This is a genomic window from Oscillibacter ruminantium GH1 (assembly GCF_000307265.1).
In the GTDB taxonomy this organism is placed as follows: Bacteria; Bacillota; Clostridia; order Oscillospirales; family Oscillospiraceae; genus Oscillibacter; species Oscillibacter ruminantium.
The window spans coordinates 240,166-253,685 of record NZ_DF158898.1; the positions used below are offsets into that span (position 1 = coordinate 240,166).

General features: G+C 55.3%; 11 protein-coding genes and 1 tRNA gene. 7 read left to right on the forward strand and 5 right to left on the reverse strand.

The window, feature by feature from the left end; all coding sequences use genetic code 11:
- Nucleotides 1-3 precede the first annotated feature (3 nt).
- From ispG to ON16_RS08870, 4 genes are all read left to right on the forward strand, one after another.
- Nucleotides 4-1,041, forward strand: a complete 1,038-nt coding sequence (gene ispG / locus ON16_RS08855; protein ID WP_040661323.1) for a flavodoxin-dependent (E)-4-hydroxy-3-methylbut-2-enyl-diphosphate synthase — start codon at nt 4-6, stop codon at nt 1,039-1,041.
- A 141-nt stretch (nt 1,042-1,182) separates the two neighbouring features.
- On the forward strand, nt 1,183-5,175 hold the full coding sequence (locus ON16_RS08860; protein WP_243441803.1) for a PolC-type DNA polymerase III: 3,993 nt from the start codon (nt 1,183-1,185) through the stop codon (nt 5,173-5,175).
- 15 nt (nt 5,176-5,190) lie between these two features.
- The gene (locus ON16_RS08865; protein WP_040661325.1) at nt 5,191-6,531 is read left to right on the forward strand and encodes a TrkH family potassium uptake protein; all 1,341 of its coding nucleotides are present in this window, start codon (nt 5,191-5,193) and stop codon (nt 6,529-6,531) included.
- A gap of 10 nt (nt 6,532-6,541) precedes the next feature.
- Nucleotides 6,542-7,189: a potassium channel family protein gene (locus ON16_RS08870; protein WP_040661326.1), complete on the forward strand. Its 648-nt coding sequence runs from the start codon at nt 6,542-6,544 to the stop codon at nt 7,187-7,189.
- A gap of 149 nt (nt 7,190-7,338) precedes the next feature.
- On the opposite strand, the gene nth is transcribed toward ON16_RS08870, so the two are convergent.
- The 3 genes from nth to ON16_RS08885 form a co-directional block, all read right to left on the reverse strand.
- The gene (nth, locus tag ON16_RS08875) at nt 7,339-7,992 is read right to left on the reverse strand and encodes an endonuclease III (RefSeq protein ID WP_040661327.1); all 654 of its coding nucleotides are present in this window, start codon (nt 7,990-7,992) and stop codon (nt 7,339-7,341) included.
- A 394-nt stretch (nt 7,993-8,386) separates the two neighbouring features.
- Nucleotides 8,387-8,767 carry a DUF4363 family protein gene (locus ON16_RS08880; protein ID WP_040661328.1) on the reverse strand — a complete coding sequence of 127 codons (381 nt, stop codon included), beginning with the start codon at nt 8,765-8,767 and terminating at the stop codon, nt 8,387-8,389.
- A complete protein-coding gene (locus ON16_RS08885) occupies nt 8,764-9,447 on the reverse strand; it encodes a DUF421 domain-containing protein (protein WP_040661329.1) in 684 nt (227 codons plus the stop codon). The genes ON16_RS08880 and ON16_RS08885 overlap by 4 nt, the downstream gene beginning before the upstream one ends.
- Before the next feature lie 499 nt (nt 9,448-9,946).
- Here ON16_RS08885 and glmS point away from each other — a divergent pair, with 499 nt between their 5' ends.
- A complete protein-coding gene (glmS, locus tag ON16_RS08890) occupies nt 9,947-11,785 on the forward strand; it encodes a glutamine--fructose-6-phosphate transaminase (isomerizing) (protein WP_040661330.1) in 1,839 nt (612 codons plus the stop codon).
- A gap of 298 nt (nt 11,786-12,083) precedes the next feature.
- Here glmS and ON16_RS08895 read toward each other — a convergent pair whose 3' ends face one another.
- Nucleotides 12,084-12,482: a hypothetical protein gene (locus tag ON16_RS08895; RefSeq protein ID WP_040661331.1), complete on the reverse strand. Its 399-nt coding sequence runs from the start codon at nt 12,480-12,482 to the stop codon at nt 12,084-12,086.
- On the opposite strand from ON16_RS08895, the gene ON16_RS16255 reads away from it, so the two are divergent.
- Both ON16_RS16255 and ON16_RS08900 read left to right on the forward strand, forming a co-directional pair.
- Nucleotides 12,481-12,615, forward strand: coding sequence for a hypothetical protein (locus ON16_RS16255; protein WP_274531951.1), 135 nt, complete (start codon nt 12,481-12,483; stop codon nt 12,613-12,615). The genes ON16_RS08895 and ON16_RS16255 overlap by 2 nt on opposite strands.
- A 408-nt stretch (nt 12,616-13,023) precedes the next feature.
- The gene (locus tag ON16_RS08900; RefSeq protein WP_040661332.1) at nt 13,024-13,218 is read left to right on the forward strand and encodes a hypothetical protein; all 195 of its coding nucleotides are present in this window, start codon (nt 13,024-13,026) and stop codon (nt 13,216-13,218) included.
- A gap of 145 nt (nt 13,219-13,363) precedes the next feature.
- Here ON16_RS08900 and ON16_RS08905 read toward each other — a convergent pair.
- Nucleotides 13,364-13,440, reverse strand: a tRNA-Arg gene (locus tag ON16_RS08905).
- Nucleotides 13,441-13,520: the final 80 nt, after the last annotated feature.

A 13,520-nucleotide genomic window follows, 5' to 3' on the forward strand; every position in this document is an offset into this window, starting at 1 on the left:
CCGATGACAAAACAATTGATGGTGGGCACTGTTCCTGTGGGCGGTGGGGCAGCCGTGTCCATTCAGTCCATGTGCAACACGAAGACCGACGACGTGGCGGCTACCGTGGCGCAGATCAAAGCGTTGGAAGCCGCCGGGTGCGAGATCATCCGGGTGGCCATTCCCGATGCGGCGGCGGCAGAGGCTGTGGATAAAATTAAGGAGCAAATCTCCATCCCGCTCATCGCGGATATCCATTTTAATTACAAATACGCTTTGGAATGCGCCCAGCGGGGTATCGACGCTATCCGCATCAATCCCGGCAACATCGGCGGGGAAGAAAAGGTAAAGGCGGTGGCGGATATCTGCCGCCAAAAGGGGATCCCCATCCGCATCGGCGTCAACGGCGGGTCCTTGGAAAAGGATCTGCGGGCCAAGTACGGCGGCGTGACGGCGGAGGCACTGGTGGAGAGCGCCATGGGCCATGTGGCGCTGCTGAACAAATTTGATTTTGACGATATCTGCATTTCCGTCAAGTGCTCCGACGTGCCGCTGACCATGGCGGCATACCGCCTGCTCGCACAGCGGACGGATTATCCACTCCACTTGGGCGTGACCGAGGCGGGAACGCCGTCTATGGGTCTTGTGAAATCCGCCATGGGCATCGGGGGCCTTCTGTGCCTTGGTATCGGAGACACCATTCGCGTGACGCTGACGGCGGACCCGGCGGAGGAAATTTACGCGGCTAAAAAGATTTTGAAGGCCGCGGGACTGCGCCGTGACGGCGTGAACCTGATTGCCTGCCCCACCTGCGGCCGGACCCGGATTGATCTGATCCCCATGGCGGAGGAAGTGGAGCGGCGGCTGGCGAATTGCCGGAAAAACATTACGGTAGCGGTGATGGGCTGCGCCGTCAACGGACCGGGAGAGGCTTCCGCCGCCGATATCGGCATTGCGGGGGGCAACGGGGAAGGACTGCTGTTCCGTAAGGGAGAAATCCTTTATAAGGTTCCTCAGGAACAGCTGGTAGACGCCTTGTTGGCGGAAATCGAGAAATTGTAAGGAAGGCCTGGTTCAATTGAGCAGCGCGGCTCACGGGAATTTTCACACCGGGGAAAAACGCGGTGTTGAAGCGACACCTTCAAAAGCTGCGACGAATGGAATGGGTACTTCTCAAATACAAGCGGGTTAGGATTGAAAAAAATGTCAAAAATCGCATTTTCCAGTATGTTTGCGGATGTAACGCCTCCTCCGGCCCTGCGGGCAAAGATGGACGGGGCGCTGCTCACCGGCGCGGCCATCGATAAGACGCTGCGAACCATTGATTTGCAGATGGAGACACGTTCGGAGCTGAACGACGGGGATTTGAAGGAGTTGAGTCGGGAAATCTGTGCGGTATACGGCTTTACCGAGACGCGAATTAAAGCTGTGTTCCGCGCGCCGGAGCCGATGCGGGAAGCGGAGCGCTATGCCCCGCAGGGCGCGGCAGAGAAGAAGCGGGACGGCGCGGTGAAAGACGTGCTTTACGGAGACAAGAAGCTCAGCGGCAAAACCGTTCCGGTTGGGTCGCTGGATTTAAAGACCGGAAAGGCTACCGTCATTGGAAAGATTTTTGCCTTTGACTGCCACGAAACGCGCCGACCCGGCCTGTGGCGGATGAGTTTTGACATCACCGACTATACCGGATCGGTCACGATACAGAAAAACCTGACTTCCGCCGAAGCAAACAAGCTGGACGGCAAATTAAAGCCCGGCATGTGGGTTGCGGTGCAGGGAAAAATGGAACCGACATGGGACGGCAAGGACATTCAGATGGCGCCCTTTATCATCAACTCCGTCGCCCATAAAGAGCGGGAGGACACCGCCGAAGTGAAGCGGGTGGAACTGCACCTGCATACCCGCATGAGCAATATGGACGCCCTCACCGACACGCAGGAGGTGGTGAAGGAGGCCATACGCTGGGGCCATCCCGCCATCGCCATCACGGATCACGGCGTGGCCCAGTCCTTTCCGGACGCGTGGCACGCCGCCGGGGACAAAATCAAAATCCTCTATGGCATGGAGGGCTACTTCATCAACAATCTGGACGACCGGGTGGCCGTCCACGGGACGCAGGACTGCGATCTGGACGGAGAATTCGTCTGCTTCGATATTGAGACGACGGGCCTGAAGGTCATGCAGGAGGCCATCACGGAAATCGGTGCGGTGGTGCTGAAAAACGGGGAGATCACGGAGACATTTCAGACCTTTGTGGACCCGGAGCGGCGGCTGACGCCGGAGATCATCGGCCTCACCGGTATTACAGACGAGATGCTCAAGGGAGCACCCAAGCTGAAGGACGCGCTGACGGAATTTTTGAAATTTGTGAATGGCCGTCCGCTGGCGGCCCACAACGCGGAGTTCGATATCAGCTTCATCCGGGAGGGGTGCAAAAAAACGGGTCTGGAGTTCCATCCCACCTATGTAGACTCCCTAATTTTGGCCCAGAACCTGCTGCCAAAGCTGAACAAGTATAAGCTGGACATCGTGGCGGAGGAACTGGACCTGCCCGCCTTCAACCACCACCGGGCCAGCGATGACGGCGCGACCGTGGGCTATATGCTGATTCCGTTCTGGAAGATGCTGAAGGAAAAGGGCGTGACGCGGCTTCAGGAGGTCAATGCGGAGATGGAAAAGCTGCGCCCCCTTGGAAGCAAGTCCAACCGTTTCCCGAAGCACATTATTTTGCTGGCGCGGAACCGGGTGGGCCTGAAAAACCTCTATAAAATCATCACGGCTTCCAATATGAAGCATTTTAAGCGCGTCCCCACCGTGCCCAAGACGCTGTTGAATCAGTATCGCGAGGGCATTATCGTGGGCGCGGCCTGCGAGGCGGGAGAACTGTTCCGTGCCGTAGCGGACCATAAGGACTGGGACGAGTTGAAGCGCATCGCCTCCTATTACGACTATCTGGAGATTCAGCCCATCTGCAACAACATGTTCATGCTGCGCAACGGAGACGTGCGCAGTGAAGAGGAGCTGCGGGAGTTGAATCGAACCATTGTCCGGCTGGGCGAAGAGCTGAACAAGCCCGTTTGCGCCACCGGAGACGTTCACTTCCGGGAGCCGGAGGATGAAGTGTACCGCCATATCCTGCTGGCGTCCAAAAAGTTTGCAGACGCCGATTCCAGCCTTCCCATTTACTTCAAAACCACCGACGAAATGCTGAAGGAATTTTCTTATCTCGGAAAGGAAAAGGCTTATGAGGTGGTGGTGACCAATACCCGGGCTGTGGCGGATAGTATCGAGAGTTTCGAGCTGCTGCCGCCGGATCTGTATCCGCCGCGCCTTGAAAACTCCGAAGAGGATTTGAACCGCATGGTCTGGGAAAAGGCCCACGAGCTGTACGGCGAGGAGCTGCCTCAAATCGTGACCGACCGGCTGAATGTGGAACTAGGCAGCATTTTGGGTAAGTACGACGTGGTATACATGTCCGCCCAGAAGCTGGTGCAGCGGTCTTTGGAAAACGGCTATCTGGTCGGCTCCCGAGGCTCTGTTGGCTCGTCTCTGGTGGCTTACATGTCGGGCATCACGGAGGTGAACTCTCTGCCGCCCCACTACCGCTGCCCCAAATGCAAAAATGTAGAGTTTATTCAGGATGGCTCCTATGGCTGCGGTGCGGACATGCCGGATAAGATGTGCCCCGTGTGCGGCACGAAGTACGTGAAGGACGGATTCGACATCCCGTTTGAGACGTTCCTTGGCTTCGGCGGCGGAAAGGTTCCGGATATTGACCTGAACTTCTCCGGTGAGTATCAGGCCAAGGCCCACCGCCACGCCATCGAGATGTTTGGCGAAACGCAGGTCTTTCGCGCGGGCACTATCGGTACGCTGGCGGAGAAGACGGCTTTCGGCATGGTGAAGAAGTATCTGGAAGAAAACGGAATGACCGCGGGCCGGGCGGAGGAAAACCGACTGACTCTCGGCTGCGTGGGCGTTCGCCGCACCACAGGCCAGCACCCCGGGGGCCTTGTCGTTGTGCCGGACGATATGGAGATGGAGGATTTCTGCCCCGTCCAGCATCCGGCGGACGATTCGGAGAGCGACATCATCACCACCCATTTTGAATACCACTCCATGGAAGCGAACCTCCTGAAGCTGGACATGCTGGGGCATGATGATCCCACCATGGTCCGCATGATGGAGGATTTGACCGGTGTAGACCCTCATTCCATCCCGCTGGACGACCCGGACACCATGTCCATTTTTACCTCCAGCAAGGTTTTGGGCTATGAACACGACGATGTGGTGGGGGAGACGGGAGCCGTGGCCATTCCGGAATTCAACACACGGTTTACCCGCGGGATGCTGATGGACACCCGGCCGAAGGATTTCAACACGCTGGTGCGCCTTTCCGGTTTTTCCCACGGTACGGACGTGTGGATGGGCAATGCGCGGGAGCTGATCGTGAGTGGTACCGCCACCGTTTTGGAAACGGTGGGCTGCCGGGACGATATTATGCTGTATCTCATCTCCAAGGGTTTGGACGCGAAAATGAGCTTCAAGATTATGGAGGCCGTCCGAAAAGGCAAGGTTAAAAAAGGCGGCTTTCAGGACGGCTGGGTGGAGGCCATGCACGAGCACGATGTGCCGGACTGGTACATCGATTCGCTGGCGAAAATCGGCTACCTGTTCCCAAAAGCTCACGCCGTGGCATATGTTACGATGGCGTTTCGCATCGCGTGGTACAAGGTACACGAGCCGCTGGCCTTCTACGCCACATTTTTCTCCGTCCGGGCCAAAGCCTTTGACGCGGAATACTGCTGCGCGGGCAAGGACGCGGTGAAACGGAAAATTCGGGAAATTGAGAACAATAAAGACGCATCCAATGTGGAGCAGGATTTGATGACCACACTGGAGGTATGCTACGAGTTTTATCTGCGCGGTTTCCACTTCGACACCATCAGTATCTACGAGTCTGAGGCGACGAAATTCAAGGTGACCGAAAAGGGGCTTCTGCCGCCGTTCACCGCAGTACACGGTCTGGGAGAGACGGCGGCGATTGATACGGTGGAAAAGCGGAAGGGAAAGACCTTCATCTCCATCGAGGAATTTTCCATGTGCTGCAATAAACTCTCCAAGACCCATATTGAACAGCTCAAAAAGCTGGGAGCTTTTGCCGGAATGGCGGAAACCAGCCAGATCACCCTATTTTAAACTGGGAGCGATGCAATGGAGACTATAAAAAAGCAGACGTCCCCCGCGCGGGTGGTTTTGCTGGGCTTTCTGGCCCTGATTGGGCTGGGAACAGTGCTGCTGATGCTGCCATTTGCCGCCCGCAGCGGCCATGCCACGCCGTTTCTGGACGCACTGTTCACCGCCACCTCCGCCACCTGTGTGACGGGGCTGGTGGTGCGGGATACATTCACCTATTGGGCCCCATTTGGGCAGGTGGTCATTTTACTGCTGATCCAGATTGGCGGAATGGGCGTGGTTACCATGGCGGTGACGGCGTTTATCCTGTCCGGACGGAAAATCGGTCTGCGGCAGCGATTTATGATGCAGGAATCTATCGACGCACCTCAGGTGGGCGGCATTGTCCGGCTTACCGGCTTCATCGTGAAGACCACTCTTGTGGTAGAGGGCGTGGGCGCAGTGCTGCTGGCGCTGCGGTTTGTGCCGGAATACCATTGGAAGGGCCTGTGGTTCGCCATATTTCATGCAGTCTCCGCTTTTTGCAATGCGGGGTTTGATCTGATGGGAGAGCGGGGGCCTTTTTCCTCGCTCACCGGATACACGAGGGACCCGCTGGTGTGCCTGACCATTATGGGCCTGATCTTTGTGGGCGGGGTGGGCTTTCTCACATGGGATGATTTTTATCGAAATCGCTTCCACCTGCGGGCCTACCGCTTGCAGAGCAAGCTGATTTTGACCACCACGGCGGCGCTGTTGCTGATTCCGGCTGTATGCTTTTTCATCTGGGAGTTCAATGCCGCCCGATGGCAGGGAATGCCGATGGGGGAGAGAGTGCTGGCGTCGGCATTTCAGGCGGTGACGCCCCGGACGGCAGGCTTTAACACCGTCGATTATGCGCAGATGTCAGAGCCGTCTATTTTGCTGACGGTGTTTTTGATGCTCACCGGCGGCGCGCCGGGATCCACCGCCGGAGGCTTCAAGGTCACCACGCTGGCCACGCTTGTCATGTGCGTCCGGTCGGTATACCGCCGCAAGGCGGACGTTCGGTGTTTTGGCAAGCGGCTCACACCAGAGACGCCCCGCAGCGCGGCGGCACTGTTCTTTCTGTACTTCGCTCTGTTTCTGCTGGGCGCGGCCCTGCTGGGATTGCTGGATGGCGTACCCTTGACGGCCGCGCTGTTCGAGTCCGCTTCCGCTATCGGCACCGTGGGACTCACCATGGGTGTAACGCCCACGCTGGGCGCGGCTTCAAGGCTGGTGCTGATCGCGCTGATGTATTTTGGCCGCGTGGGTGGGCTGACGCTGATCTATGCTGCGGCGGGCAGCCGTGTGACTCCGCCCAGTCAGCTGCCGCAGGAAAAGATTACGATTGGGTAAGGAGAAGACTATGAAATCAATTCTTATTATCGGTCTGGGCCGGTTTGGAAAGCATATGGCGATGAAGCTGTCCGAACTGCATCACGAGGTGCTTGCCGTGGACCAAAACGAAAATCGGGTGAATGAAGTGTTGCCCTATGTCACCAGTGCCCAGATTGGAGACAGCACCAACGAGCAGTTTATCCAGTCTTTGGGCGTGCGGAATTTCGACGTGTGCATGGTAGCCATCGGGGATGACTTTCAAAGCTCTTTGGAGACAACGGCCCTGCTGAAAGACAACGGCGCGCCGCTGGTGGTGGCCCGTGCCACGCGGGATGTTCACGCCAAGTTCTTACTGCGCAATGGTGCGGATCAGGTGGTCTATCCTGAAAAGGAAAGCGGCATTCGTGCCGCCGTGAAATACAGCTCCGAGCATATTTTCGACTATATCGAGCTGACGGAGGGTTACTCTATTTACGAGACGGACGTACCGCCGGCTTGGGTGGGGAAGACCGTGGTACAGCTGGCGGTGCGGCAGAAGCACCGGGTAAGCATTCTGGCTGTCCGAAAAAACGGGGTTCTCTCGCCTCTGCCCGGCCCGGACCATGTTTTTGAGGCCGATGAGCGGGTCTTCATGTTGGGCGCGGATCAAGATGTTATGAAGGTTTTAAAGCTCTAAACTATGCAAAAAATCCCCCGTTACCGGCCTTTCAGCCGGAGACGGGGGATTTGTTTTGAATTTCGACCGGTAGCGGGGGAGACGCCGCGGCGGAATCTTCAAAAGGGGGCGCTTTGCGTTGAAACAAAGGCTGTGTACCGATGGGGAAATCAATCCTTTTCTGCCTTTTTCTCCGCCTTGCGCAGATCGCAGTCCTTTTGCAGCGGACAGCCTTCGCACTTGGGGGAGCGGGCGGTACAGGTGTCCCGGCCAAAAAGAACCATCCGGTGGCAGAAGTTAGAGGATTCCTTCGCGGGCAAAATCTGCCGCAGCTGCCGCTCCACCTGCAAGGGGTCCTTGCTGCCGTCCGTCAGACCCAAACGGCCTGTGATGCGGATGCAGTGGGTGTCGCAGACATAGGCGGGCTGACCATAAATATCGCCCAGAATCAGATTCGCTGTTTTCCGTCCCACGCCCGGCAGAGCCGTCAACTCCTCCATGGTAGCGGGGACCTTTCCGCCGTGGTCTGCCAGCAGTTTCTGGGCGCAGGCAACCAAATCCCGGGCTTTTCCGTTGAAAAAGCCGCAGGAGTGAATGTAGTGTCCCACCTCCGTCGGGTCCGCCTCCGCAAAGCTCTCGAGGCTTGGAAATCGGGTGAAGAGAGCGGGGGTCACCTGATTGACCCGCGCGTCGGTACACTGAGCGGCGAGCCGCACGGCGAACAAAAGCTCATAGTCCTTTTCATATTGCAGGGAACAGAGCGCGTCGGGGTAAAGGTCTTTCAGCGTTTGAATGATGCGGCTGACCGCTGCTTTTGCTTTCATACGGTTTCCTCCTTATCCGCGCGGGTTATCCGACAATCGTTTTCGCCGGAATTTCGGCTGCGGACTTTTGTTTCAGTATGATTTCGGTATCTTTGAGGACAATTCCTCATAGTTCATAGTACGAGGTGGCTGTAAATGAACCGGGAAACGTGTGCCTGATGGTCAGGCTGTTAATTTTTTTAGTATAACGTCTTTTAGAGCGGATGGCAATTGCTTTTGCACCTTGCCCGCGTCTTCATCCCACACAAATAAAAGGTCCGCCGTGCTGCTGCGCGGCGAACCCTTGCTGCTCCCGATACGTAATGGATTTCCTGTTGCAGATTGCCGTGGAGCTGTGCTATAATAGCGGCGGGCAACTACCATATCACAAATGTTCTTTGCGTACTGATTCTTTTTATAAAATGTTTTTTATGCTGAACCGCTCCATTTCCACCAGAAGCCCCAGCTGATGTTGCAGGCCCGCCAGTTCTGCCCGGAATTCAGACGGCTCCTCGGTGGCGGCAAAGGCCGCGCAGCGGCGGTACATGGCGTCCGCGCTGTCCACCGCATTGTGCTCCGCGATGATGTGGAGATAGGTCTGGCGGGAGGACCAGTCAGAATAACTTTGAGAGAGAAGTTCTGCCGCACTGCGCCAGTTATCGGCGTCGGCCGCTGTCTCTGCGGTTTCCAACTGGCTTTGCCAGCGGGAAACGTCTCGCTCCATGGCGCGGCAGTTCAGCGCGGATGCGGCCAGAATCGCCGCCAAAAGCAAAACGGGGGTCAGCCATGATTTCATGCGGATTCCTCCTTTGCAATGCAGTTAATTTTTCCGCCGCTGTCAAGGGTCAGTAAAAACGCGTCCCGATAAGTGGCGAGGCCCTGCCGCTGCACTTGCTGTTGCAGCCATTCCTCCGATTTTCCGCACTGCTTCAGGTTTTGGCAGATGAGCCGCCCGTCATTCACCAGAATCACCGGGAGGGTAACGCTGTCTTCTGGCTTCACGTTCAGATCCTTTGCAGTCGGTGGCTGTGCCGTTGGCCAAGGCAGGACTGAGAGCTGACCCGAGTTTTCCAAAATCGCGAATTTTACGTCACTTAAATTGCTGATGCCCTGTGCCCGCAGTTCTTCCAGCAGTTCGTCGATAGTAAAGCGGTTTTTCCGCATGGCGCCTTGGCGGAGCTTACCGTGGTCGATCAGCACCGTGGGGGATCCGCACAGCACCCGCCGGAACCGGAGGGAACGCAGGGACAGCTGGCTTAATAACATGGAAAGAGACAGCAGCGTAAAAATCGGGATGACACCGGAGAGCAGCGGAATGCCGAAATCCTGCATGGGGACCGTTGCCAGATCTGAAAGCATCATCGTCAACACCAGTTCGCTAGGCTCCAGCTCACCAATTTGCCGTTTGCCCATGAGCCGAAGTCCGGCCATGATGAGAAAATAAAGAATTACAGTCCGCAGAAATGCGGTAGCCATATGCTTCACCCCCTTTCAGCAGTATTTGTCGGGAGGGTCGGGCATATGCGCCGAAAAGTTTGCCGGAGCAGCCGGGAACGCAGAGCAGATTCCATCGGCTCCGGGCAGAAGAACAGCGCGCTGTCTTAAAGTGGATAAGGCTCCGCCCTATGGGCGGGGATTATCATAGATTGTTTTCCAGTCGCAGAATGAGAAAGGAGGATTACGGGAAGGTCCCGTCACCAGCGCCATGTGCCCGCAGGGTTTGCGCCTTGCGGGATAACGAGGAGAGGGGAGTATCGAAAATTCGGCGGATGCCCCTCCGTGTCCACGGATACGACACGCAGTTCATAAATATGCGGGTGACCGCAAAACAGAGTGACTGCGACCGTGAGGAAAGAGACAAATCGTCTGCGCGTTTGTCCTTTTGATAGCCGGGCCCGGAAACCGGGGCCGGTCAGTGTCTTGACGGCTTTTTTGCCGGCAGGAGACAAATTGATTATCAGGAGGATTTTATTTTATGTGTGGAATTATTGGTTATTCGGGCCGCGAACAGGCGGCCCCGATTTTGCTGGACGGTCTGGAGCGGATGGAGTACCGGGGATATGACTCTGCGGGCGTTGCGATCCGGTCTGCGTCCAAAGGTCTTCAGGTGAAAAAATCCAAGGGCCGCTTGCAGGTTCTCAGCGACATGATCCATGGCGGAGCGGATTTGGAGGGCACGCTGGGCATCGGTCACACCCGCTGGGCCACCCACGGCGAACCCAGCGACGTGAACGCCCATCCCCACATCAGTACCAGCGGCAATATCGCGTTGGTTCACAATGGCATCATTGAGAACTATATGGAGATCAAGGAACACTTGATGAATCTGGGGGTAAAATTCACCTCTGACACCGATTCTGAGGTGGTGGCCCAGCTGCTGGAGTACCACTATGATGAGTGCCACAACATGCTGGAAGCAGTGGGCCGCGTCCTGCGGCGAATTGAGGGGTCCTATGCGTTCGGCATCATCTGCTCGGACTATCCCGACGCGCTGATTGCCGCCCGCAAGGACAGCCCGCTGATTCTGGGCTATGGCAAGGACTGCAATTTTATCGCCTCCGACGTGACGGCGGTCATCAAATACACCCGGGAAGTGGCCTATATGGACGACGGGGAGATCGCGGTTTTGACCCCGGAGGGAATCGACGTGTTCGACAGCGAGCTGGTGCCGATGGAGAAGACCCGCCGGACAGTGGACTGGGACGTATCCGCCGCTGAAAAGGGCGGCTATCCTCATTTCATGCTCAAGGAAATCATGGAGCAGCCGGAGGCCATCCGCAAGACGGTTTCCTCCCGCATCCGCGATGGCCGTGTTGTTCTGGACAATGTGAAACTGACGCAGGAATACGTGAAGAACATCTCCCGCATTTTCATTATTGCCTGCGGTTCCAGCTATCATGTGGGGATGGTCAGTAAATACAACTGGGAGAAGCTGCTGCGCCGCCCGGTGGAGGTTGTGCTGGCCTCTGAGTTCCGCTACTGTGATCCTCTGGTGGATGAGCACTCTCTGGTGGTGGTGATCAGCCAATCCGGCGAGACGCTGGACACCATGGCCGCCATGAGGGAGGCCAAGCGCCGCGGCGGGCGGACACTGGCTATTGTCAACGTGGTGGGTTCCTCTATCGCCCGGGACGCGGACGACGTGCTGTATACTTGGGCGGGACCGGAGATCGCCGTGGCGACTACCAAGGCGTATTCTACCCAATTGGCGCTGATGGATATGGTGGGACTGTATCTGGGCGATCTGCTGGGAACGGTTTGCAAGGAGGATTACACCGCCGCCGTGGAGGGTATCCAGCGTTTGCCTGAGCAGATGTCCGCGTTTTTGAAGGACACGGAGGACATCAAGTATTTTGCTTCCCGATATTTCAATCACAATTCCATTTTCTTTATCGGACGGAATCTGGACTATGCCATGGGCATGGAGGGTTCTCTAAAGCTGAAGGAGATCAGCTATATCCATTCGGAAGCATACGCTTCCGGCGAACTGAAGCACGGCACCATCTCCCTTATCGAGCCGGGAACGCTGGTGGTGGCGCTGGGGAGCTATACGCCGCTGTTTGACAAGGCCATGAGCAACGTGGTGGAGGTCAAAGCCCGGGGTGCGGAAGTCATGGCTCTGGCCACAAACAGCCAGAAGGCGAAGATGGAGAAAACTGCGGACGCCGTTATCGCCGTGCCGGACACGATTGCCATGCTCCAGCCCTCCTTGGGTGTGGTTCCGCTCCAGTTGTTCGCCTATTATGTGGCGCTGCAGCGGGGCTGCGACATTGATAAGCCGCGGAATCTGGCAAAGTCCGTAACCGTGGAATAAACCAACTTTTGAATCTACGGCGTTTCGGAATAATGAAAAGGAAATCAAAAGCGCTGGGGAGCAATCCCCAGCGCTTTTGTGAACTTCATGTGGTACACTTTTGTGCCATTTTTAGAAAAGTCAGCAGCTTATAGCTGCTGGCTTTTATTTTTACGCTCCATCCTCTCTCTGAACGCCTACAGTATGTATTTTACACGCACATTCTATTATTTGAGTACAATGCAATAAAAAATGAACGTGAAAAATTCTCCCGGAGTCTGCCGTCCGGTAAGTTCCGGGGAGTCAGCGGCGCTTACTTTTATTGCAAGAGCATTCTAATATCTTGGATAATAATGTCCGTATATTCCACACTGTCAAAATGATATTTATCATCCAGTAGATTTCCTCTTACCTGTGAGTCAAAATTCATGTAAATTTCGATTGGTACCCAAAGATGTGAATTAGCTTCCCGAAAGGTTGCGTGCACGATTCCGTTGCGTCTGACCTTTTCAAAAAGGCCGGGTGGTACATAATCCTTGGCAGCAGGAAGAAACGTGTCGTCCCGAAACAGCATTGTTTTAGGTATCCCCTCATAGTTAACGATTTGGAGTAAGCTGTTTTCGATATCTGTGGTAACAGGAAATATTGACCTTCCATAGTATTCGTTTGTGACACCGTCATAAATATCTACATGTGGTGCTGCGACTCTGTCAAACATGGGCATCCACTCCTTCCATGCCAGTGTATTCGATACACTGGAGTTTGATATCCAGCGCAAGCGGCAAAAGCAGTCCGAGGATGAACCGCGGTTGGATACCGCCATCTCCATCCCAACGGACTGCGGCTTCTGATCTGTACGCCACCGCGGTAAATGAACACCAGCGTCCGTATCTACTCGATGTATTGCCCTCAATGAACAGGTTTCGGTTAGATAGCGTTTCTATGCTTTCACTGCCATTCCTTGCCTCCTTACTCTCGGGTATAGGCAGTTCATACTCAGCCGCACCGCGCAGCGCAGCAACGCATATACTGCTGTAGGAAAGGCAATGAGCAGGAATAAAAAAGACAAACAGAGTGATTCCACAGGGTAAAGAATGGAATAGTGTATACTGTAATGAACGGGGTAAGTACGTAGCTACATAGGCATTGTAGTCTAGGGTGCTATATATCATTCCCAGAATATCGCCCAAAAAGCAGATCCATTTTTTTACTTCTAAAATTACATAGAATATCTATAAATGAAAGTAAGGTGGCAGAGAATGCCAACAGACGCACAGAAGAAAGCGAATGCAAAGTATCAGGCGAAACAAGACAGGATTGTCCTCCGGCCAAGCAAGGAGGAAGGTGCATTTATCCGGGAGAGCGCAGAACAGGCTGGGCAGTCGGCACAGGCATACATACTGCAGGCGACCAGAGAGAGGATTGAACGCGAAAATAAAAGCCAGCAGCCGTAAGCTGCTGGCTTTCTATCAAGTGATTCACTGAAATAATGGAGAAATAGAGAGAGGAGTGCCGACACAAAAAATAAAAGTGTGTACCTAGGCGTGTACTCGATAAAACAAGAAGCCCCTCAAAGCCTTGCGGCTCTAAGGGGCTTTCTGGTACGCCGTGAGGGATTCGAACCCCCGGCCTTCTGGTCCGTAGCCAGACGCTCTATCCAGCTGAGCTAACGGCGCGTGTCACTGTCTTGAAGCAGCTTATTTATATTAGCACGGCTTGTTTTAAAATGCAAGCCTTTTTTTTATATTTTTTCACT

What these genes read in the sequence shown, in the direction of transcription:
- ON16_RS08900 (WP_040661332.1), top strand. Translation starts at nt 13,024, where the DNA reads ATGCCAACAGACGCACAGAAGAAAGCGAATGCAAAGTATCAGGCGAAA.
- ON16_RS16255 (WP_274531951.1), top strand. Translation starts at nt 12,481, where the DNA reads ATGGGCATCCACTCCTTCCATGCCAGTGTATTCGATACACTGGAGTTT.
- ON16_RS08870 (WP_040661326.1), top strand. Translation starts at nt 6,542, where the DNA reads ATGAAATCAATTCTTATTATCGGTCTGGGCCGGTTTGGAAAGCATATG.
- ON16_RS08880 (WP_040661328.1), bottom strand. Translation starts at nt 8,767, where the DNA reads ATGAAATCATGGCTGACCCCCGTTTTGCTTTTGGCGGCGATTCTGGCC.
- ON16_RS08885 (WP_040661329.1), bottom strand. Translation starts at nt 9,447, where the DNA reads ATGGCTACCGCATTTCTGCGGACTGTAATTCTTTATTTTCTCATCATG.
- ON16_RS08860 (WP_243441803.1), top strand. Translation starts at nt 1,183, where the DNA reads ATGTCAAAAATCGCATTTTCCAGTATGTTTGCGGATGTAACGCCTCCT.
- ispG (WP_040661323.1), top strand. Translation starts at nt 4, where the DNA reads ATGACAAAACAATTGATGGTGGGCACTGTTCCTGTGGGCGGTGGGGCA.
- nth (WP_040661327.1), bottom strand. Translation starts at nt 7,992, where the DNA reads ATGAAAGCAAAAGCAGCGGTCAGCCGCATCATTCAAACGCTGAAAGAC.
- ON16_RS08865 (WP_040661325.1), top strand. Translation starts at nt 5,191, where the DNA reads ATGGAGACTATAAAAAAGCAGACGTCCCCCGCGCGGGTGGTTTTGCTG.
- glmS (WP_040661330.1), top strand. Translation starts at nt 9,947, where the DNA reads ATGTGTGGAATTATTGGTTATTCGGGCCGCGAACAGGCGGCCCCGATT.
- ON16_RS08895 (WP_040661331.1), bottom strand. Translation starts at nt 12,482, where the DNA reads ATGTTTGACAGAGTCGCAGCACCACATGTAGATATTTATGACGGTGTC.